This window comes from Pilimelia anulata, from assembly GCF_014647895.1.
Taxonomy (GTDB): domain Bacteria; phylum Actinomycetota; class Actinomycetes; order Mycobacteriales; family Micromonosporaceae; genus Pilimelia; species Pilimelia anulata.
In genome coordinates this window covers 490,312-509,314 of record NZ_BMQB01000001.1, presented here as the reverse complement: position 1 = coordinate 509,314, position 19,003 = coordinate 490,312, and the positions used below count along the sequence as shown (strand labels likewise).

Sequence of the window (19,003 nt, the reverse complement as noted above, 5' to 3'; positions counted from 1 at the left end):
GCCACCGCTGGGTAATCCAGACGTTACGCAGAGGTCAACTGGCCATGCGGCCGGGGGGCCTCGGCCGCGCGATCCTTGACGTGGCACCCTTGTCGCACGGCAGACTGTCGACCTCGGTGTGACGAAGGTCCCCCCGGAGCCATACCGGGAACGCCGGCGGCGACGTCGACGTTAACGATGACGATGACGGCTACGACCGGCCCCCAGCCGGCCCGACGATCGCAACATCGGTGACGACCCGAGGAGGATGGCGATGACACCAACCCTCACGCCGCCCGAGGCGGTGGCCCCACCAGCCGCCGATGAACGGTGCGACCGCTGCAACGCCGCCGCCAAGCTCCGCGTGGGCCTGGCCGGTGGGGGCGAACTGGTGTTCTGCGGACACCACGCCAACAAGTACGCCGACCGTCTCGTGAAGACGGCGGTCCAGTACGCCGCGGACCCGGAATTCACCTGGCGCGGCGCCGACAAGATGAACCGCTAGCACCCCCGACATAAGCGACATGCACGTGGGCCGTCACCCCAACGGGTGACGGCCCACGTGCATGTGCCAAAGATCACGTACAGGGGCGAAAGCCGTCAGAGGTCGGCGATCGTCGCGATCCGCTCCTCAAGCTGCTCGATCGTCGCCTGGGCGCTCGGCGGGCCGCCGCAGCGCCGGCGCAGCTCCGCGTGGATCTTGCCGTGCGGGGTGTCGGTCCGGTGGTGGTGCGCGGCGACCAGGGTGTTGAGCTGGCGGCGCAGCGCCACCCGCCGCTGCGCGGCCGACATCGGCGCCGCGGCCCGCTCCCCCGCCGGCACCGGCTCGGCCGGCCGCTGCCGGCGCTGGGCGGCGATCTGGTCGGCCTGGCGCTTGCTCAGCAGCACCGACACCTGGTCCGGCGTCAGCAGCCCCGGCAGCCCCAGGTACTCCTCCTCCTCGGGCGTACCGGCGCCGACCGGCGCGCCGAAGCTCGCGCCGTCGAAGATCACCTGGTCCAGCTCGGCCGTCGCCGACAGCGCCTCGAACCGCTTCTCCAGCTCGCCCGAGGCCGTCTCGGCCTGCTGGGCGCGCTCGAGCAGCTCGTCCTCCCAGCCCTCCCGCTTCGGGCCGCCCAGCACGTGGTCGCGCTGGGCCTCCAGCTCGCTCGCCAGGCCCAGCAGGTGCGGTACCGAGGGCAGGAACACCGAGGCCGTCTCGCCGGTCCGCCGGGCCCGGACGAACCGCCCGATCGCCTGCGCGAAGAACAGCGGCGTGGAGGCGCTGGTGGCGTACACGCCGACGGCCAGCCGCGGGATGTCCACCCCCTCGGACACCATCCGGACGGCCACCAGCCACCGCTCGTCCGACGCCGCGAACGCCGCGATCCGCGCCGACGCGCCCGCGTCGTCGGAGAGCACCACCACGGCGGCGCGGCCGGTGATGTCGCGCAGCAGCTTCGCGTACGCCCGGGCGGTCTGCTGGTCGCTGGCGATCACCAGGCCGCCCGCGTCGGTCATGCCGGCCGCGCGCAGCACCTGGAGCCGGGCGTCGGCGGCGCGCAGCACCTGCGGCATCCACTGGCCGGCCGGGTCCAGCGCGGTGCGCCACGCCTGCGCGATGAGGTCCTGCGTCATCGGCTCGCCCAGCCGGCAGGCCAGCTCGTCGCCGGCGCTGGTCCGCCACCGGGTCTCGCCGGAGTACGCCAGGAAGATCACCGGCCGGACGACGCCGTCGGCGAGCGCGTCGGCGTACCCGTACGTCGAGTCCGCTCTGGACCGGGCCAGCCCGTCGCCGCCCGCCTCGTACGTGACGAACGGGATCTGGTTGTCGTCGGAGCGGAACGGCGTACCGGTGAGCATCAGCCGCCGGACCGCCGGCTCGAACGCGCCGACCACGCCGTCGCCCCAGGTGCGCGAGTCGCCGGCGTGGTGGATCTCGTCCAGGATCACCATCGTCCGCCGGGTCATCGTGCGCCGCCGGTGCACGGCCGGCGCCATGCCGACCTGCGCGTACGTGATCACCGCGCCGTGGAAGTCGGCAGCGGAGTGCACGTCGGCGTTGCGGAACGCCGCGTCGAGCTGGATCCCCACCCGGGCGGCCGCCTCGGCCCACTGCACCTTGAGGTGCTCGGTCGGCGCGACGACGGTCACCTGCTCGACGGTGCCGTCCAGCAGGCACTCGGCGGCGATCCGCAGCGCGAACGTCGTCTTGCCGGCGCCGGGGGTGGCGACGGCGAGGAAGTCGGTGGCGCGGCGGCGCAGGTACTCGACCAGCGCGCGCCGCTGCCAGGCCCGCAGCGGGGGGAATGCCTCGCGGTCCGGGAGCGCGACGGGCACAGCGGCAGATTCCTTCCGCACGAGGGCAGCGGCGTACGGCCGGGCCGGGAACGGTGGTGAGACGCGGCGGCGGGGCGCGCCGCTACGGCGAGGAGGGAAGGGCGCGCGGCAGGGCGCTCACTTCCAGTTGGCGAGGCGCTCCTCGTCCTCGTAGATCTCCTTGCACTCCGGGCAGATGGGGAACTTCTTGGGGTCGCGCGAGGGCACCCAGACCTTGCCGCAGAGCGCCTTGACCGGAGTGCCCAGCACCATCGCCTCGGTGATCTTCTCGGCCTCGGCGTAGTGCGAGAACCGCTCGTGGTCGCCCTGCTCGAGCGGCGCCTCGATCCGCTCGTCCAGCGTGGTGCCGCCGGTGCTGGGGCTCGTCAGTGGTGTGGTCACCCGCCCATTCTGCCAGGCGGGGCCACCCCGGCCCAACAGACCGACGGTGCCGTCGCGACCACCGCCGGTCACCGGCGGCCGGCTCAGCGGTCGGGTTCGATGACCGGTCCGGACCGCTTCGCGTCGAGCACGCGGGGGTCGGCACCGGCGCCCGCGGCGGGGCGCGGCCGGGGCGTCCGCTTGGCCGGGCGGTCGTTGGCGATCAGCACGGCCAGCCACGGCAGCAGCACCATCGCCACCGCGCACATCGACAGCCACAGCCACAGCAGCGGCACGTCGGTACCCGCGAGGAACGCGCCGAGGATGAGGCAGCCGGCGCGGATCCCCATCATGGTCAGGTACCGGCGCTGCCGGGACCGGAGCTGCGCGTCGGGGCTGGGCTGCGCGTCGGTGATCAGCGTCGTCCGGTGCCGATTCACGCTGCCTCCCGCCCCGGCCGGCCGGGGGGCGCCGGCTAGCTGGCCCTGGCCGCTCTGGCCGCGGCCTTCGTCTCCTGCTTGTACGCGCGCACCCGCGACAGGCTGTCGTCGTCGACGATGTCCGCCACTGAACGGTACGCCCCCGCGGCGCCGTAGTCGCCGGCCGCCTCCCGCCAGCCGTCGGGCTGCACGCCGTACCGCTTGCCGAGCAGCGCCAGGAAGATCTGCGCCTTGGCCTTCCCGAAGCCGGGCAGGGCCAGCAGCCGGCGCAGCAGGTCGGGGCCGTCGGCCGCCGCGGCGTACAGGGCGGTCGGGTCGCCGCCGTACCCGTCGACCAGCGCCCGGCACACCTCCTGCACCCGGACGGCCATCGCCCGCGGGAACCGGTGCAGCGCCGGCCGGGCGCTGAACACGGCGATCAGCGCGTCGGTGTCGAAGCCGGCCAGCTCGGCGGCGTCCGGCTCGTGGCCGAGCCGCTGGACCAGCTCGTACGGGGCGGCGAACGCACGCTCCATCGGCACCTGCTGGTCCAGCACCATCCCGATGAGCAGGGCCAGCGGGCTGCGCCGGAGCAGGTCGGACGCGTCGTCGCCGATCGGCAGGGCAAGGCTCATGCCGCCATCTTGCCCGAGATCATCCCGGCGCCACCGACGATCACCGCTCGCGGCGCGGTCGATCGTCGTGGCCCGGTACCGGTGGGCACGCGTCGGCCGCCGGGGGCGGTGTGGGGAGACACCGGGCCCGGCGGCCGACGGGAGGAGATCGCAAGGGGAAGCGACCTCCGTCAAACCACTGCGATCCGCACCGTGTCGAACGCCGGCGTCTGGTTCGCCCGCTCCATCATCGGCAGCCGGTGCGAGCCGTCACCGGCCCAGACCGAGCACTGGGCGACGCCGCGCTGCGGCATCCCGTCGACCCGGATGACGACGTTGTCGGGTCGGGCGCTGCCCCGGTTGTCCTCGGTGGCCTCGAAGAACGCGGGGTCCGGGTCGGGGTTCTGCGCGACCTGCTGGTTCTGCAGCATCCGGCAGGCGGTGTGGATGTGGCCGCGCTGCAGGCCCTGCCCGTTGAGCAGGGACGCCTCCAGGTAGTAGCCGCCGTCCGCCGCGCCGAGGAACCGGTCGCGGACGAGGTTGCGGCTGCTGACCTGCAGGTTGAAGTCCTGGCCCACGCGCACCTGCCGGGGCGTGCCGGTGATGAGCAGCGACGGGTTCTGCGCCGCGGCGCTGACCTCGCCGAACTGCGTGTTCACGCAGCGCAGCCCGGCCTGGAAGCCGTCGTGCGGCTGGAGCCGGCTGCCGTTGCAGCTCCGGGTCAGCACGTTCAGGCCGTTGATCACGACCTTCGTGCGCGGGTTGCCGCCGCTCTGGTTGCCGCCGGCGCGGGTGCCGTCCCGCCAGGCGCGGCGGCCCTGCTGGTTCCGGCCCTGCTGGCCGTCCTGCTGGCCTTCTTGCTGGCCTTCCTGCTGTGCCCGCTGGCCGGCGGCCCGGCGCTCGTTGGCGGACGAGACCTGGGTCACCGCCACCGTAGCGCCGAGCACCGCGAGCACCGCGGCCGCGGCGAACAGCCGTCGGCCCCGACCCGACGTGGCCGCCGCGTACCTGCGTCGCTTCGCTGAGCTGTTCACGTTGGTCACCTTTCGCAGCGGGCGGCCGGAGCCGTCCAAATGGGGGTCTAGCGTCGGCGGTACACCCGGGCGGCGGTGGCCAGCGCAGCGATCACCGCTACGGCCAGCACCACCCAGATGACTGCGGGGTCGAAGGCGGGGTTGGCGGGTAGCCCGGGCAGCCCGGAGGCTTGGGCGGCAGCGGCCAGGGCGGCGGCGCCCGGTGGGGGCGGCGGCGCTTCCGGCAGCGCGTCGTAGTTGACGTACGTGGTGCTCTCCAGCAGTCGCATGTGGGTCATGACGAACCCGTTGCCGACCTCGGCGAACTGCCGCATCACCTCGTTGCGGGTACCGGCGCGGACGCCGGCGATGACCGCGAAGACCTTGCCGTGCGCGTCCCGCAGGAGCTGCGCGTACGCCCGGTCGAAGGCGTCGCCGCGGCGGGACCGCAGCGTGTCCAGGAACCCGTCCTGGTCGTCGTTGGGGGTGCTCGGCAGCGCGACGCCGAGCTTGGCGGCGGTCTGCAGCGTCTGCCGGTCGAGGTCGGCGTGCTGGTCGGCGATGATCCGACCGACCTCCTTGACCCGGGCGCTCTCGGCGCGGTCCTGGGCCAGCTCGCCCGCGGCCATTTCCCAGAGGCCGGCCTGGCGGACCTTGATCAGCAGGTCCCGGTCGGACGGGCCGAGCGGGCCCCACTGGGTCGCGACCCAGCCGCCGGGCATCGAGCCCGGCACGGCCGGGCGGGCGGCCGCCGAGGCAGCCCGGGCGACGCCGACGCCGGAGGCGAGAACCGCGAGGGTCAGCACCGACAGGAGGGCCGACCACTTCCTACGCGATCGCATGTGCACCTCCCGCAATTCGTCGCGACGCGATTCCAGTACTGCTGTGGCAAGGACCGTAGAGCGAGAACAGATTGAGCGTCAAGCAATCGACTAGAAATTGCACCTGATGCTCATGGCACACCGCGAACACATCCGCTCCGCTCATCCCTGTGGTGGATCCGACAGGAGCCACCGGGCCAATCCGTACTCGAACTCTCCGCAGCCGAATGGCGGTTTTTGCCGCGCGTTGGCCGACAGGAGCGATCCATGGAATTCGATGATTTGACTTCTTCGGTGTGACCGAAACGGTGGCCGGTTCCGCCCGGCTGGACGACGCCGGCCACCGCCTTGTTGCCGTAACGGCAGATCAGTAGTTCTTGCCGGAGCCGTTGTTGTCGTACTGGTTGGCTCCGCTCTTGCCGTTGTCGTAATTGTTGTTGTTGTCGTACTCGTTGTTGCCGTTCTTGCCGTACTCGTTGTTGCCGTTCTTGCCGTAGTCGTTGTTGCCGTTCTTGCCGTTGTCGTAGTTGTTGTTGCCGTTGTTGTAGTCGTTGTTCCGGTTGTTGTTGCCCGGCGGGGGGACCGCCGACGGCGTGCCGTTGGGCATGCAGGTCAGGTTCTTCTTGCCGTCCGGCGAGACGACGTACCAGACCCCGCCGACGCCCTGACCGGTCCACTGGCCCGGCTCCTTGTCGCCGATGTACCGGTACAGCGGCCACCCGTTGAGGGTGATCTGCTTGCTGCCGTCGTTCCGCGTCACGGTCCCGACCTTGGACGAGTCGATGCCCGACAGCTTGGGGTTGCCGTCGGTGTACGCCGGGGGCCACACCTTCTCGCAGTCGTCATTGCAGTTGCTCTTGGCGGGGTCGGTGTTGTTGTCCTTGTCGAACCGGTACATCACCCACCCCTTCTCGTCCGTGACGACGTCGCCCATCCGCTTCACGTTCTTCGCGTTGAGCTCTTCGGTGAGATCCTTGCCCTGGTTATTGCCGGAATTGTCGTTGCCCGCGGTGCCGCCGGCCTGTCCGCCCGTGTCGGAGGCGTCGCCGGTACCACCGCCCTCGTCGGTCGCGTCCTCGGGCGTTCCGGTGTTCGCGGCGTCGGATGCGTCGGGTGCCGCCGCCTGATTCGCCACCGGCTGTTGGTTGACGCCGTCGCCGCCCACCGGGGCACACGCCGACATCGCCATGCCGGCGATCACGGCGAGCGCGCTTCCGGCGATCGCGTTTCGGGTCTTGACCTTCACAGATCCTCCTGGTGTTCCCGGCGGGGGAGAGCCGCCGTCGGCCTTCGCGGTGCCCGTTCACCAAGGAGTACGTGGCTTGCGTGGCTACGGATTAATGAATCCGCGGATTCGCCGAAGTTTTCGGGTCCACAATGGAGTGAACTCAGACATCGACGGAGACGATCAGTCCGGGGCGGCCGCCGTCGGCGACCGACTGGACCTCCATGCGGTCGATGTCCGCGCGCTTGATCGCGGTCGAGCCGGCGAGCTGCAGCGCCTTCTGGTTGGCGGCGGTGCCGTAGCCCTCCCGGTCCACCGTCCAGGTGCTGACCACCTCGCCCAGCCCGTCGTTGCCGACGGCCACGAGCTGGCACTTCAGCGGGCCCTTGAGGTTGCGCAGGTCCATGGCGATGGCGGTGCCCCACGGCCGCTCGGCCAGCCGGACGGCGGCGTTGACCTTGGTGGTCGGGTCGACCGCCCGAACGGCCGGTACGCCGTCCAGGAAGCCGCTCTGGCCCTCGCCGAGCGTCTGGTTCGGCGACGGCTGCGCCTGCGGCGCCCCGGCGCCGCCGGTCAGCGTGCCCGCGTACAGGCCGATGCCGGCGGCCGCCGCCAGCGCGACGACGCCGGCGGCCAGCGAGAACACCCGTCGACTGCGCACCCTGGCCCGCTCGTGCGACACCTCGGCGACCATCTCGTCCAGCATCCGGTTCCCCGCCAGCGACGCCTCGGCGGCGAGGAACTCCTCGCCGTCGACGTCGGCCAGCAGCGAGGTCACCGGCAGGAAGCTCTCCAGCTCCGCGGCGCACCGGTCGCACTGGATCAGGTGGTCCTCGAACCGCGCCGCGTCGGGTGCGTCCAGCACCCCGAGGGCGTACGAGGCGACATCGTGGTGCTCAGCGTCCGACCGGGTCATCGGGTCACCCCCCGCTCTTCGAGCGCCGTGCGCAGGGCGCGCAGCGCGTAGTAGACGCGGGATTTGGCGGTGCCCAGCGGTAGGCCCAAAGCCTGCGCTGCCTCCGGCACGCTCCGCCCGCGGAAGTACGTCTCGACGAGGATCTCGCGGTGTGCGTCCGACAGCGCACGCAGTGCGTCCACGACGGTCATCATCCCCAGTACCCGGTCGGTCTCGTCCGTTGTCGGGAACGCCTCCAGGTCCCGATCGTAGGTCTCGGTCACCCGCGCGCTCTCGCTGCGGAACTCGTCGATCGCGATCCGCCGCGCGACCGTGACGAGCCAGGGGCGCAGCGACGTCTCCCCGTTGACGCCGAGCTTGTGCGCGTTGCGCCAGGCGCGCAGCAGGGTCTCCTGCACGATGTCCTCGGCACGCTGCATGTCCCCGCCGGTCAGGCGGGACACGAACATCAGCAGCGGCCCGGCGTGCTGCTCGTACAGCAGGTGCAGCAGCTCGTCCTCATGGCGCTGGGCGCCCGAGCGGGGCTCGCCCCGACGGGTACCTGGTCTCGGCGTCACCGCAACATCATTACCCTTCGGTGACTCGGCGTCGAGCACCTGCCAACGACCGGCCATGATGGCGCCGTGGCGTACCGCGTGGGCGGACGACATCATCGGCAAACCTCCGCTGCTGACGGTGCTGGACGCAGGAAGGTACGGCGACGGACCGCGAACGGATCAGCGTCCGCCGAAAAATGTCGGCCACGCGGGGCGCCCCACTCCCCCGTACGGACGGGAGCGGGCGCCGGATCGAGCGACGCGAGGTTGACTGTTGGGGAAGATGAGACGGGCGGGGCCGGCGGGGCGTTCCCCCGGGATGGGGAGGCGGCATGCGAGCGGTCATCCAGACCGTGACCGGGGCGCGGGTGACGGTCGGCGACGAAACGGTCGGAGAGATCGACGACGGTCTACTCGTTCTGCTCGGCGTGACCCACTCCGACACGCCGGCGACCGCCGCCGCGATGGCCCGGAAGATCCACGAACTGCGGCTGTTCGACGACCGGTCGGCCGCGGAGCTGGGATTGCCGGTACTCGTGGTCAGCCAATTCACCCTGTACGGCGACGCGCGCCGGGGCCGGCGGCCGAGCTGGGCCGCCGCGGCCCCGGCCGGGGTGGCCGAGCCGCTGGTCGACGCCTGCGTGGCGGCGCTGCGCGAGCGCGGCGCGCCGGTGGCGACCGGCCGGTTCGGCGCCGAGATGGCGGTGCACAGCACCAACGCCGGCCCGCGCACGATCCTGCTGGACGTGTGACCCGCCCGGCCCGGGCCGGGCCGGGCGGGGCCGGGCCCGGTCAGCCGAACAGGCCGCGGCGCTGGCAGGACTGGCGCAGCCAGCCGTCCAGGTGGGCCACCCAGTCGATCCGGTCGACGCTGGCGTAGTCCACCGTGAACCGGCCGAACGCGTCGCTGCCCTCGGTGAACAGCCCGCCCCGCTTGTCGATCTCCAGGACGACCTGGAGCTGCTGCGGCGTGGCCACGAAGGTGACCTCGAGCTGGTTGATCGCGGCGGCGTACTGCGGCGCCGGCCGGAACTCGATCTCCTGGTAGAACGGCAGGGTCTGCTGCACGCCGTACAGGTGGCCCTTCTCGTTGTCCGCCCGCTGGAACGCGAAGCCGAGCTTGACCAGCGCCTCCAGCAGCCGCTCCTGGGCCGGCAGCGGGTGCACCGCGACCTGGTCCAGGTCGCCCTTGTCGACCGCCCGGGCCACCGACAGCTCGGTGCGCACGCCCATGGTCATGCCGTGCAGGCGCTGCCCGTACAGGTCGGTGATCGGCGTCTCCCAGGGCACCTCCAGCCGGAACGGCAGGTCCCGCTCGACGCCGGGCTCCAGCGCGAACGGGCCGGCCACCCGGAGCCGCTGGAACTCCTGGGTCGAGGAGAACTCGCTGTCCCCGGACTCGACCTCGACCTCGGTCACCAGGCCCAGCGCGACGTGCTCGATGTCGACCCGGTGGTCCCCGCCGCGGACGTGCACCCGCCCCTCGAGGTAGCCGCCCGGCCGGCAGTTCGGGTCCGCGAGCACGGTGTCGACCGAGGGCCCACCCACGCCGAACGCCTGCATCAACCGCTTGAAGACCACGCCATCTCCCTGTCCGTACGCCGGCCGGCGGGCGCCCGCCCACCGCTCTCGGCCCGAAACTAACCCGCGCCCACCACACTTCACGCCCAGCACACGCCCGACTCACGGACGTTTCACGGAAGGTCCGTAAAGCTGAGCCCCACACCGCGCGGTGGCCCCTCACCCGCGGCGGCCACACCCACGGGGGCGAAGGAGAGGACCATGGGCCTGCACCTGATCACGACGAACCGCCGGACGGCGACGCGGCCCGAGCCGGACCTCGACGCGGTCGACGACCGGGGGGTGTCCGCCGACCTCGTCCGGGTCTACCTCAACGGCATCGGCCGCACCCCGCTGCTGACCGCGGCGCAGGAGGTCGACCTGTCCCGCCGGGTCGAGGCCGGGCTGTACGCCGAACGCAAGCTCGACGCCGGCGCGGGCCCGGCGCTCGCCGCCGACCTGCGGGTCGTGGCCCGGGAGGGCCGGGCGGCGAAGAACCGGCTGCTGGAGGCGAACCTGCGGCTCGTGGTCAGCATCGCCAAGCGGTACTCCGGCCGCGGGATGGCGTTCCTGGACCTGATCCAGGAGGGCAACCTCGGCCTGATCCGGGCGGTGGAGAAGTTCGACTACACCAAGGGCTACAAGTTCTCCACGTACGCGACCTGGTGGATCCGGCAGGCGATCTCCCGGGCGATGGCCGACCAGGCCCGGACGATCCGGCTGCCCGTGCACATGGCCGAGCAGGTGAGCCGGCTGGCCCGGGTCCGCCGGGACCTCACCCTCACCCTCGGCCGCGAGCCGGGGGTGGCCGAGGTCGCCGCGGCGCTCGGCGTGCCCGAGGTGCAGGTGCTGGAGCTGATGTCGTACGACCGGGAGCCGATCAGCCTGGACCAGAGCGTCGGCGAGGACGGCGAGAGCGTGCTCGCCGACTTCGTCACCCCGGTCGTGCACGGCCCGCAGCAGGACCCGGGGCTGCGCTCGGCCGTCGAGGACATGCTGGCGCCGCTGTCCAGCCGGGAGCGGGCGGTGATCCGGCTGCGGTACGGGCTGGACGACGGCCGGCACCGCACGCTGGACGAGGTGGGCCGCGAGTTCGGGCTGTCCCGGGAGCGGGTCCGGCAGATCGAGCGCGGCACGCTGACCAAGCTGCGCGCGCCGCAGCTCGTCGCCTAGCCGGCGGCCGCCGCCGACCCGGGCCCGGCGGGCCCCGGATCGAGGCCGTGCGCCGGGAACACCGCGGCCCGGGTCGCGGCGATCGCCCGGTCCACCGGGTCGGCCGGGTCGGCGGGCCACGGCCGGTACGCCGCCGGGGCGTCGTCGGTCATCCGCAGCGGCGGCGGCACGCCCGGCCGCCGCCGCGCCGCCAGCGCCCGCCAGGCCGGCGGGGTCAGCCGGGCGGGCTCGATCGGCGCGCCGGTGGCCACCGCCAGCAGGTGCGTCCACGCCCGCGGGACGACCGCCACGTGCGCGTACCCGCCGCCGCCGACCGCGAGCCAGCGGCCGGCGGCCAGCTCGTCGGCCCAGCTCCGCATGGCCAGGTACGCGGCCCGCTGGCCGTCCACGGTCAGCCGGAGGTCGGCCAGCGGGTCGAGGCGGTGGGCGTCCGCGCCGCACTGGGTGACCAGGACGTCCGGGGCGAACGCCCGCAGCAGCGGCGGGACCACCGCGAACAGCGCCCGCAGCCAGCCGTCGTCGCCGGTACCCGGCGGCAGGGCCACGTTGACCGCGCTGCCGCGCGCGTGCGGCCCGCCCGTCTCGGTCGGCTCGCCGGTGCCCGGGAACAGCGTGCGCGGGGACTGGTGCAGGCTGATCGTGAGCACGTCCGGCTCGTCGGCGAACGCCGCCTGCACGCCGTCGCCGTGGTGCACGTCCACGTCCAGGTAGGCGACCCGGCGCAGGCCGCCGGCGCGCAGCGCGTGGATGGCGACCGCGACGTCGTTGTACACGCAGAAGCCGGCGGCCCGGTCGGGCATGGCGTGGTGCAGGCCGCCGGCGAGCTGGACCGCGCGGGTCGCCGTACCGTCGACCAGGGCCGCGGCCGCGACCAGGCTCGCGCCCGCCACGTACGCCGCGGCGTCGTGCATGCCGGGGAAGGTCGGGTTGTCCGGGGTGTTCAGGCCGCGGCCGGACCAGTACGGGTCGTCGGGCGCCGCCCGGACCGCCGCCAGGTACGCCGGGTCGTGCACGGTCGTCAGCTCCGCGTCGGTGGCGGCCCGGCCGGGCAGCAGGGTCACGCCCGGCCGGTCCAGCACGCCCAGCTCGCCCGCCAGCGCCAGCGCCAGCTCGACCCGGACCGGGTCGAGGGGGTGGTCGCCGAAGTCGTACGCGAACAGCCCGTCGTCGCGGACGACCGCCGTGCTCACCGCCCGGCGCCGGTGGCCACCGGGCGGGCCGGGTCGGCGACCCACTCACTCCACGAGCCGACGTACAGCGCCGCGTCCGGCCGCCCGGCCAGGTGCAGCGCGAGGATCGCCTGGGCGGCGGTGACGCCGGAGCCGCAGTACGCGGCCACCGGCTCGTCCGGCCGCACCCCGGCGGCGGCGAACGCCGCCCGCAGGTCGTCGACCGCGGCGTACCCGCCCGAGGGCGCGTGCACGCCGGTGATCGGCAGGTTGGCCGCGCCGGGGATGTGCCCGGCGACCGGGTCGACCGGCTCGGACACGCCGCGGTACCGCTCGGCGGCCCGCACGTCGAGCAGCACGCCCGCCGGCGCCGCCGCGAGCGCGGCCGCCGCGTCGGCGTCGAGCACCGGGAGGTTACCGGGTGTGACAGTGACATCGCCGGGAGGTGGGGTCGGTACGGCGTCGGTGATCTCCCCGCCGGCCACCGACCAGGCGGCGAACCCGCCGTCGAGGACCCGCACGTCGGCGTGGCCCGCCCAGCGCAGGGTCCACCAGGCGCGGGCGGACGCCAGCCCGTCCCCCGCGTCGTACACGACCACGGGGTGCCCGGCGCGCACCCCGGCGGCGCGCAGCTCGCGCTCCAGCGCGGCCGGGTCGGGCAGCGGGTGCCGGCCGCCGGCGCCCGGCCGGCCGCACCAGGCGGTATCGAGATCAACGAATACGGCACCGGGGACGTGGCCGGCCCGGTAGTCCTTCTCGCCGGGCGGGCCGGCGAGCCGCCAGCGGACGTCCAGCACGGTCGGCGGCACCGGCGCGGCCAGCGCGCCGGCGAGGGTCTCGGCATCGACGAGGAGCGTCTCGGCAGCGCCGGATACGGTGTGACGGGGGCTCATCACTCCAGTGAACACCATCCCCGCCGGCCCCGCCCGCACCGCCGATCGAGCGTCGTGCGCGCCCCGCCGGGCTGCGGCGGGGCCGCGCCGGGGCGGTAACGGCGGGTAGCATTCACCGCCGGGGTCACCGGGGCGACACCCGTACGTCACCCGTCCCGCCGGACCCCCGCGCAACGACCCGTCACCAGCAACGACACGTCGGGAGGGTGCCGTGAAGCACCTCGTGGACACCACCGAGATGTACCTGCGCACCGTCCTCGAACTGGAGGAGGAGGGCGTCCCCCCGCTGCGCGCCCGGATCGCCGAGCGGCTGCACCAGAGCGGCCCCACGGTCAGCCAGACCGTCGCCCGGATGGAGCGGGACGGCCTGCTCACCGTCGAGGGCGACCGGCACCTGGCGCTCACCGAGGCCGGCCGGGCCCAGGCCATCGCCGTCATGCGCAAGCACCGGCTGGCCGAGCTGCTGCTGGTCAACGTCATCGGCCTGCCGTACGAGGACGCGCACGAGGAGGCGTGCCGCTGGGAGCACGTCATGAGCGACGAGGTGGAGCGGCGGGTGTACGACCTGCTGCACCGGCCGACCCGGTCGCCGTACGGGAATCCCATCCCCGGCCTGGAGGAGTTCGGCGACACCCTCACCCCCGCCATCCCGGACAGCGAGCGCAACCTGGCCTTCCCCGGCCTGAGCGGGCAGGTCGTGGTGGCGCGGATCTGCGAGAGCGTGCAGACCGACGCGGACGTGCTGCACCAGCTCCACTCGGCCGGGGTCGACCCGGGCGCGGTGGTCACGGTGGCGCAGGAGCGGGACGCGGTCCTGGTGGACCGGTCGGGCTCGCGGGTGCGGCTGCCGCGCGAGGTGGCCTCGCGGGTGTTCGTCACGACGAGCTGAGGCCGGCCCGCGGCGCGGCCGGGCGGCTCGCGGCGGGACGGCCGGTGGGGCGGCCCGGCGCGGGTGGGCGTTCGCGGGCCCGTCGCGGCGCGCGGCCGGCGGGCGCTGCTCGACGTTCGGGCCGGTCAGGTGGCGTAGGGGCAGTGGCGGCAGCCGCGGCCGCAGCAGGTGCCGCGGGCGGCGAGGAAGCCGGCGGTGAGCACGAACAGGCCGGTGTCCGGGTCGGGGTAGCCGGCGGCGCCCGCGGCCAGCGCGGCGGCGTGGGCGGCGAGGACGCGGGCGCGGCGCGGGTGGTCCGGCGGCAGCCGGTCGGGGTGCGGCTCGGTCAACGGGCGCGGCGCCAGCGGGAGCGCCCGCGGCGCCGGATCGCGCTCGGCCATCCGCCGACCCTACCCGCGGCCGCCGTGCCGCCCCGGCGGCGGTGGCCGCGCGCCGTCGGCACAGGGCGGCGGTGCGCCGGCCGGCGCGGCAGCGCGGAGTCAGCGGGCCGGGTCGGGGGCCAGTGGGCCGGGTCGGGAGTCGGCGGGCCGGGCGGGTTCAGCGGGCCGAGAGGGCCGCGATGTCGGTCGGCTCCGGTACGGCGTGCCGCGCGCGGCTGCTCATCCGCACCCCGCGGATCGGCCGGCGCCCGGCGGCGTCCGCCAGCGCCCGCGCCGCCCGCCGGTCCAGCAGCCGGCTGAACAGTTGCTGCAACACCCCGCACAGCAGCGCCACCCCGAGGATCTGCCCGGACGTCTGCGGCGCCACCGGCAGCACGTCGGCCCGCAGCAGCAGCACGCCGAGCAGCGCGGTCAGCCCGCCCCACGGCAGCTTGACCAGCAGCAGCGCCGACGACAGCCCGGTACCCGGCACCTCCGCCCGACCCAGCCGCGCCGACGCCGCCGCGCACAGCGCCGCCGCCACCACGCCGAGCAGGACGACCACCGGCACGTCCCCGCTCGCCGCCAGCTCGGCCACCGCGACGCCGGACGGCAGGTCCGCCGCCGACCGGATGCCGGTCGGGCAGGCCACCTGCCCCGGCCCGTACGGGAAGCACAGCGACAGCGCCGCCGGCCGCCACGCGGCGAGCGCGATCAGCGCGCCGAGGACCGCGGTCAGGATCGCCCCGGTGACGTGCACGAGGTTGCGCAGCCGGATCACCCGGGCCCGGGCGGCGCGCTGCGCGGCGTACCCGGCGGACACCGCCGAGGCCAGCGCCTCGCGGAGCTGCCGGTCGAGCCGGGCGTCGCTGTCGGCCATCCCCTCGACCTGGACCCGGCGCAGGTCGTCGTCGGCCAGGTACCGGCGCAGGTGCACCAGCAGGCCCGGCAGGGCGCCGCGGAGCACGTCCGGCGAGGCGATCCGCAGCACCTGGACCTCGGCGGCGTTGACGTTCCCCCAGGTCCGGACGGCGTCGGTACCGGTCAGCGCGGTCCACATCCGCCACCAGGTCCGGCCGCCCTCGCCACTGGCCGTCTCGCGGGCCGCCCGCAGGTGCCCGGTGACCGCCTCGTCGACGGCCTCGGCGACGGCCAACTCCGTCGAATCCGGGGCACTGACGCCGCCGTCGCGGGCGGCCAGCTCGGCCACGCACCGCCGGCGCAGCCCCTCGGTCTCGGCGATGCGGCACAGGGCGTCCTCGCGCCAGGCGGACAGCGCCGGCCCGCCGACGTGCACGGCCAGCACGTCGGCCGCCACGAGACTGGTCCGATGCTCGCCACCCCGCAGGACACTGGACATGGGGTGATCCTCGCGCGTCCGGGGCCGCCGCGCGGCCGGATCGGGGCAAACAGTCCGGTACCCCATCGCGGAGGACGGCCGCGACGGTAGGGTGCGCGGCGGACCGCCCGACAGCGGCCCCGGCGTGTCGCGCCCGCCCCCCGGCGGGTCGCCGCCGCCCACTCCGGCTGGAGGACAGATGAGCAAGCCCACCGTCGACCCGATCGTCGGCGCCGCCCCCACCGACCTCGTCACCACGGACCTGACCGTCGGCGACGGCGCGGAGGTCGCGCCGGGGCAGACGGCGACCGTGCACTACGTCGGCGTGTCGCACAGCACCGGTACCCAGTTCGACGCGAGCTGGGACCGCAACGAGCCGTTCAGCTTCCCGGTCGGCGCCGGCCGGGTCATCGCCGGCTGGGACACCGGGGTGGCCGGGATGCGGGTCGGCGGCCGCCGCCGGCTGGAGATCCCGCCGCACCTGGGGTACGGGGAGCGCGGGGCGCCGGGCGCGATCGCGCCGAACGAGACGCTGATCTTCGTGGTCGACCTGCTCGCGGTCAACTGACCCGGCGGGGTGGGGGCGGCCGCCCCCACCCCGACCACCGTCGGCGACCGGGCTAGCTGCAACCCGAGGTGGCGCCGCAGCCCTCGCAGACGTAGCAGGACCCGGCCGGGCGCATCGGCGTGCCGCAGGTGAAGCACAGCGGCGCGTCCGCCGCCGCCGTCACCCGCGCCGACCGCACCCCCGCGGGCGCCGCTACCGGCGCCCCCGCCGGGTCGGCCGCGGCCGTCGCCGGGGACACGATCGGCGCCGACGCCGCCATGCCCGGCAGGTCGACGTCCTCGCCGGCCTCCGCCCGGGCCTGCGCCGCCCGCTCGGCCGCCGTGAGGATGCCCAGCTCCACGCGGGTGTCGTGCGGCAGGTAGTCGAGCGCCAGCCGGCGGAAGATGTAGTCGACCACCGACGCGGCCATCCGGATGTCCGGGTCGTCGGTCAGGCCCGCCGGCTCGAACCGCATGTTGGTGAACTTGGCGACGTACGTCTCCAGCGGCACCCCGTACTGGAGGCCGATCGAGATGGCCACCGAGAAGGCGTCCATCACGCCGGCCAGCGTCGAGCCCTGCTTGGACATCTTGAGGAACAGCTCGCCGATGCCGTCGTCCGGGTACGACGACGCGGTCAGGTACCCCTCGGCCCCGCCCACGGCGAACGACACCGTCTGCGACGGCCGGCGCTTGGGCAGCCGGCGGCGGGTCGGCCGGGCCTCGGCCGGCGCCGGCGCGGCCGCGGGCGCCGCGGCGGGGGCGCTGGCCGACAGCGGCTGGCCGACCTTGCAGTTGTCCCGGTAGATGGCCAGCGCCTTGAGGCCGAGCTTCCAGCCCTGGAAGTAGATCTCCCGGACGTCGGCGACCGTCGCCGACTCCGGCATGTTCACGGTCTTGCTGACCGCGCCGCTGAGCAGCGGCTGGACGGCCGCCATCATCCGCACGTGCCCCATCGGGGCGATCGACCGCTCGCCCATCGCGCAGTCGAACACCGCGTAGTGCTCCGGCTTGAGCCCCGGCGCGTCCACCACGTGCCCGACCTCGGCGATGTGCGCGACGACCGCCTCCACCTGCTCGTCCGGGTAGCCGAGGGTGCGCAGCGCCCGCGGGACCGTCTGGTTGACGATCTGCATCGAGCCGCCGCCGACCAGCTTCTTGTACTTGACCAGGGCCAGGTCCGGCTCGATGCCGGTGGTGTCGCAGTCGAGCATGAAGCTGATCGTGCCGGTCGGCGCGAGCAGGCTGGCCTGGGCGTTGCGCCAGCCGACCTTGGTGCCGCGGTCGTTGCCGCGCTTCCACTGGGTCGTCGCCTCGCGCAGGATCGCCGCCGCCGTCGGCGTCGCCGCCGCGACGGCCGCGTTCGCCGCGGCGTGCATGCCCATGACCCGCTGGTGGGCAGTGGCGTTGCGGGCGTACCCGTCGTACGGGCCGACCGCCCCCGCCAGCTCGGCCGAGCGGCGGTACGCGACCGCCGTCATCAGCGAGGTGATCGCCGCGGCCAGCGACCGCCCGCCGTCGGAGTCGTACGGCAGCCCGCTCGCCATGAGCAGCGCGCCGAGGTTGGTGTATCCCACCCCGAGCTGCCGGTACGCCCGGGTGATGTCGCGGATCTTCTCGGTCGGGAAGTCGGCGAAGCAGATCGAGACGTCCATCGCGGTGACGACGAACTCGACCGCCCTCACGAACCGCTCGACGTCGAACGAGCCGTCGTCGGCGAGGAACTTGAGCAGGTTCAGCGACGCCAGGTTGCAGGACGAGTTGTCCAGGCTCAGGTACTCCGAGCACGGGTTGGACGCGGTGATCCGGCCCGACTCCGGGTTGGTGTGCCAGGCGTTGATGGTGTCGTCGTACTGCATGCCCGGGTCCGCGCACTCCCAGGCCGCGCCGGCGATCGCGTCGAACAGCTTCCGCGCGTCGACCGTCTCCAGCACCTCGCCGTTGAGCCGCCCGCGCAGCGCGAACGAGCCGCCGTCCTCGACCGCGCGCATGTACTCGTCCGAGACGCGGACCGAGTTGTTGGCGTTCTGGTACTGCACGCTGGCGATGTCCCGGCCGCCCAGGTCCATGTCGAAGCCCGCGTCGCGCAGCGCCCGGATCTTGTGCTCCTCGCGCGCCTTGAGCGCGACGAACTCCTCGATGTCCGGGTGGTCGACGTCGAGGACGACCATCTTCGCCGCCCGCCGGGTGGCGCCGCCGGACTTGATCGTGCCGGCCGAGGCGTCCGCGCCGCGCATGAAGCTGACCGGGCCGGACGCGGTGCCGCCGGAGGACAGCAGCTCCCGCGACGAGCGGATCCGGGACAGGTTCACGCCCGCGCCGGAGCCGCCCTTGAAGATCAGGCCCTCCTCGCGGTACCAGTCGAGGATCGAGTCCATCGAGTCGTCCACGGACAGGATGAAGCAGGCCGAGACGTACTGCGGCGACGCCGTGCCGACGTTGAACCAGACCGGCGAGTTGAAGCTGAACACCTGGTGCAGCAGCATCCAGGTCAGCTCGTCGGCGAACACGGCCGCGTCCGCCGGGGTGGCGAAGTAGCCCTCGCGCTCGCCGGCGGCCCGGTACGCGCCGACGACCCGGTCGATGAGCTGGCGCAGCGACGACTCGCGCTGCGGGGTGCCGACGGCGCCGCGGAAGTACTTGGTGGTCACGATGTTGCCCGCGTTCACCGACCAGAACGCCGGGAACTCCACGCCGGGCTGGGCGAAGTTCACCGAGCCGTCGCGCCAGTTGGTCATGACGACATCCCGGCGTTCCCAGGTCACCTCGTCGTACGGGTGGACGCCCTCGGTCGTCCAGACCCGGTCCAGGCGCAGGCCCCGCTTCGGGGTGGCCGGTCCCTTGGTCGTCTCGTCCCGGGTGGTGGTCACGGT

The 19,003-nt window shown here is 74.0% G+C and carries 20 protein-coding genes; 5 read left to right on the top strand and 15 right to left on the bottom strand.

All coding sequences use genetic code 11. The annotated features are described in order from the left end of the window. Positions 1-253 precede the first annotated feature (253 nt). Positions 254-484, top strand: coding sequence for a DUF7455 domain-containing protein (locus IEY94_RS02255; RefSeq protein ID WP_189168307.1), 231 nt, complete (start codon positions 254-256; stop codon positions 482-484). A gap of 95 nt (positions 485-579) precedes the next feature. On the opposite strand, the gene IEY94_RS02250 is transcribed toward IEY94_RS02255, so the two are convergent. From IEY94_RS02250 to IEY94_RS02210, 9 genes are all read right to left on the bottom strand, one after another. Then, the gene (locus IEY94_RS02250; RefSeq protein ID WP_189168306.1) at positions 580-2,298 is read right to left on the bottom strand and encodes a DEAD/DEAH box helicase; all 1,719 of its coding nucleotides are present in this window, start codon (positions 2,296-2,298) and stop codon (positions 580-582) included. Between the two features lie 117 nt (positions 2,299-2,415). Beyond that, positions 2,416-2,679, bottom strand: coding sequence for a DUF3039 domain-containing protein (locus IEY94_RS02245; protein ID WP_189168305.1), 264 nt, complete (start codon positions 2,677-2,679; stop codon positions 2,416-2,418). An 83-nt stretch (positions 2,680-2,762) separates the two neighbouring features. Continuing rightward, positions 2,763-3,098, bottom strand: coding sequence for a DUF3099 domain-containing protein (locus IEY94_RS02240; RefSeq protein ID WP_189168304.1), 336 nt, complete (start codon positions 3,096-3,098; stop codon positions 2,763-2,765). Positions 3,099-3,133: 35 nt separating this feature from the next. Continuing rightward, positions 3,134-3,712 (bottom strand): HhH-GPD-type base excision DNA repair protein, encoded by a 579-nt coding sequence (locus tag IEY94_RS02235; RefSeq protein WP_189168303.1) that lies wholly within the window; start codon positions 3,710-3,712, stop codon positions 3,134-3,136. A 170-nt stretch (positions 3,713-3,882) separates the two neighbouring features. Continuing rightward, positions 3,883-4,725, bottom strand: coding sequence for a hypothetical protein (locus IEY94_RS24125; RefSeq protein WP_189168302.1), 843 nt, complete (start codon positions 4,723-4,725; stop codon positions 3,883-3,885). A 47-nt stretch (positions 4,726-4,772) separates the two neighbouring features. Continuing rightward, positions 4,773-5,546, bottom strand: a complete 774-nt coding sequence (locus IEY94_RS02225; protein WP_189168301.1) for a DUF4142 domain-containing protein — start codon at positions 5,544-5,546, stop codon at positions 4,773-4,775. A gap of 346 nt (positions 5,547-5,892) precedes the next feature. Beyond that, positions 5,893-6,771 carry a COG4315 family predicted lipoprotein gene (locus IEY94_RS02220; protein WP_229783243.1) on the bottom strand — a complete coding sequence of 293 codons (879 nt, stop codon included), beginning with the start codon at positions 6,769-6,771 and terminating at the stop codon, positions 5,893-5,895. 142 nt (positions 6,772-6,913) lie between these two features. Then, positions 6,914-7,666, bottom strand: a complete 753-nt coding sequence (locus tag IEY94_RS02215) for a zf-HC2 domain-containing protein (protein WP_189168300.1) — start codon at positions 7,664-7,666, stop codon at positions 6,914-6,916. Further along, positions 7,663-8,280, bottom strand: coding sequence for a sigma-70 family RNA polymerase sigma factor (locus IEY94_RS02210; protein WP_189168780.1), 618 nt, complete (start codon positions 8,278-8,280; stop codon positions 7,663-7,665). The genes IEY94_RS02215 and IEY94_RS02210 overlap by 4 nt, the downstream gene beginning before the upstream one ends. 254 nt (positions 8,281-8,534) lie before the next feature. Between IEY94_RS02210 and dtd the strand changes: the two genes are divergently transcribed. Next, on the top strand, positions 8,535-8,954 hold the full coding sequence (gene dtd / locus IEY94_RS02205; protein WP_189168299.1) for a D-aminoacyl-tRNA deacylase: 420 nt from the start codon (positions 8,535-8,537) through the stop codon (positions 8,952-8,954). A 40-nt stretch (positions 8,955-8,994) separates the two neighbouring features. On the opposite strand, the gene IEY94_RS02200 is transcribed toward dtd, so the two are convergent. Continuing rightward, positions 8,995-9,783, bottom strand: a complete 789-nt coding sequence (locus tag IEY94_RS02200; protein WP_189168298.1) for a sporulation protein — start codon at positions 9,781-9,783, stop codon at positions 8,995-8,997. 201 nt (positions 9,784-9,984) lie between these two features. On the opposite strand from IEY94_RS02200, the gene IEY94_RS02195 reads away from it, so the two are divergent. Continuing rightward, complete coding sequence (locus tag IEY94_RS02195; protein ID WP_189168297.1) at positions 9,985-10,935, top strand: sigma-70 family RNA polymerase sigma factor; 951 nt, start codon at positions 9,985-9,987, stop codon at positions 10,933-10,935. On the opposite strand, the gene IEY94_RS02190 is transcribed toward IEY94_RS02195, so the two are convergent. Both IEY94_RS02190 and IEY94_RS02185 read right to left on the bottom strand, forming a co-directional pair. Further along, positions 10,932-12,125 (bottom strand): acetoin utilization protein AcuC, encoded by a 1,194-nt coding sequence (locus IEY94_RS02190; protein ID WP_189168296.1) that lies wholly within the window; start codon positions 12,123-12,125, stop codon positions 10,932-10,934. The genes IEY94_RS02195 and IEY94_RS02190 overlap by 4 nt on opposite strands. Next, on the bottom strand, positions 12,122-12,997 hold the full coding sequence (locus IEY94_RS02185) for a sulfurtransferase (RefSeq protein WP_189168295.1): 876 nt from the start codon (positions 12,995-12,997) through the stop codon (positions 12,122-12,124). Before IEY94_RS02185 ends, IEY94_RS02190 begins: the two co-directional genes overlap by 4 nt. 211 nt (positions 12,998-13,208) lie before the next feature. On the opposite strand from IEY94_RS02185, the gene IEY94_RS02180 reads away from it, so the two are divergent. After that, entirely contained in the window at positions 13,209-13,886 is a 678-nt protein-coding gene (locus IEY94_RS02180) for an iron-dependent transcriptional repressor DtxR (protein ID WP_189168294.1), read from the top strand. A 125-nt stretch (positions 13,887-14,011) separates the two neighbouring features. Here IEY94_RS02180 and IEY94_RS02175 read toward each other — a convergent pair whose 3' ends face one another. Next, positions 14,012-14,266 carry a DUF5522 domain-containing protein gene (locus IEY94_RS02175; protein ID WP_189168293.1) on the bottom strand — a complete coding sequence of 85 codons (255 nt, stop codon included), beginning with the start codon at positions 14,264-14,266 and terminating at the stop codon, positions 14,012-14,014. Between the two features lie 157 nt (positions 14,267-14,423). Further along, positions 14,424-15,605 carry a hypothetical protein gene (locus IEY94_RS02170; protein WP_189168292.1) on the bottom strand — a complete coding sequence of 394 codons (1,182 nt, stop codon included), beginning with the start codon at positions 15,603-15,605 and terminating at the stop codon, positions 14,424-14,426. Between the two features lie 178 nt (positions 15,606-15,783). Between IEY94_RS02170 and IEY94_RS02165 the strand changes: the two genes are divergently transcribed. Beyond that, positions 15,784-16,152, top strand: coding sequence for an FKBP-type peptidyl-prolyl cis-trans isomerase (locus IEY94_RS02165; RefSeq protein ID WP_189168291.1), 369 nt, complete (start codon positions 15,784-15,786; stop codon positions 16,150-16,152). A 52-nt stretch (positions 16,153-16,204) separates the two neighbouring features. On the opposite strand, the gene IEY94_RS02160 is transcribed toward IEY94_RS02165, so the two are convergent. Next, positions 16,205-19,000 carry a vitamin B12-dependent ribonucleotide reductase gene (locus IEY94_RS02160; RefSeq protein WP_189168290.1) on the bottom strand — a complete coding sequence of 932 codons (2,796 nt, stop codon included), beginning with the start codon at positions 18,998-19,000 and terminating at the stop codon, positions 16,205-16,207. Between the last annotated feature and the right edge of the window lie 3 nt (positions 19,001-19,003).

Coding starts and splice junctions, on each gene's coding strand:
- IEY94_RS02175 (WP_189168293.1), bottom strand. CDS start 14,266: ATGGCCGAGCGCGATCCGGCGCCGCGGGCGCTCCCGCTGGCGCCGCGC.
- IEY94_RS02235 (WP_189168303.1), bottom strand. CDS start 3,712: ATGAGCCTTGCCCTGCCGATCGGCGACGACGCGTCCGACCTGCTCCGG.
- IEY94_RS02255 (WP_189168307.1), top strand. CDS start 254: ATGACACCAACCCTCACGCCGCCCGAGGCGGTGGCCCCACCAGCCGCC.
- dtd (WP_189168299.1), top strand. CDS start 8,535: ATGCGAGCGGTCATCCAGACCGTGACCGGGGCGCGGGTGACGGTCGGC.
- IEY94_RS02210 (WP_189168780.1), bottom strand. CDS start 8,280: ATGGCCGGTCGTTGGCAGGTGCTCGACGCCGAGTCACCGAAGGGTAAT.
- IEY94_RS02195 (WP_189168297.1), top strand. CDS start 9,985: ATGGGCCTGCACCTGATCACGACGAACCGCCGGACGGCGACGCGGCCC.
- IEY94_RS02170 (WP_189168292.1), bottom strand. CDS start 15,605: ATGTCCAGTGTCCTGCGGGGTGGCGAGCATCGGACCAGTCTCGTGGCG.
- IEY94_RS02185 (WP_189168295.1), bottom strand. CDS start 12,997: ATGAGCCCCCGTCACACCGTATCCGGCGCTGCCGAGACGCTCCTCGTC.
- IEY94_RS02225 (WP_189168301.1), bottom strand. CDS start 5,546: ATGCGATCGCGTAGGAAGTGGTCGGCCCTCCTGTCGGTGCTGACCCTC.
- IEY94_RS02165 (WP_189168291.1), top strand. CDS start 15,784: ATGAGCAAGCCCACCGTCGACCCGATCGTCGGCGCCGCCCCCACCGAC.
- IEY94_RS02215 (WP_189168300.1), bottom strand. CDS start 7,666: ATGACCCGGTCGGACGCTGAGCACCACGATGTCGCCTCGTACGCCCTC.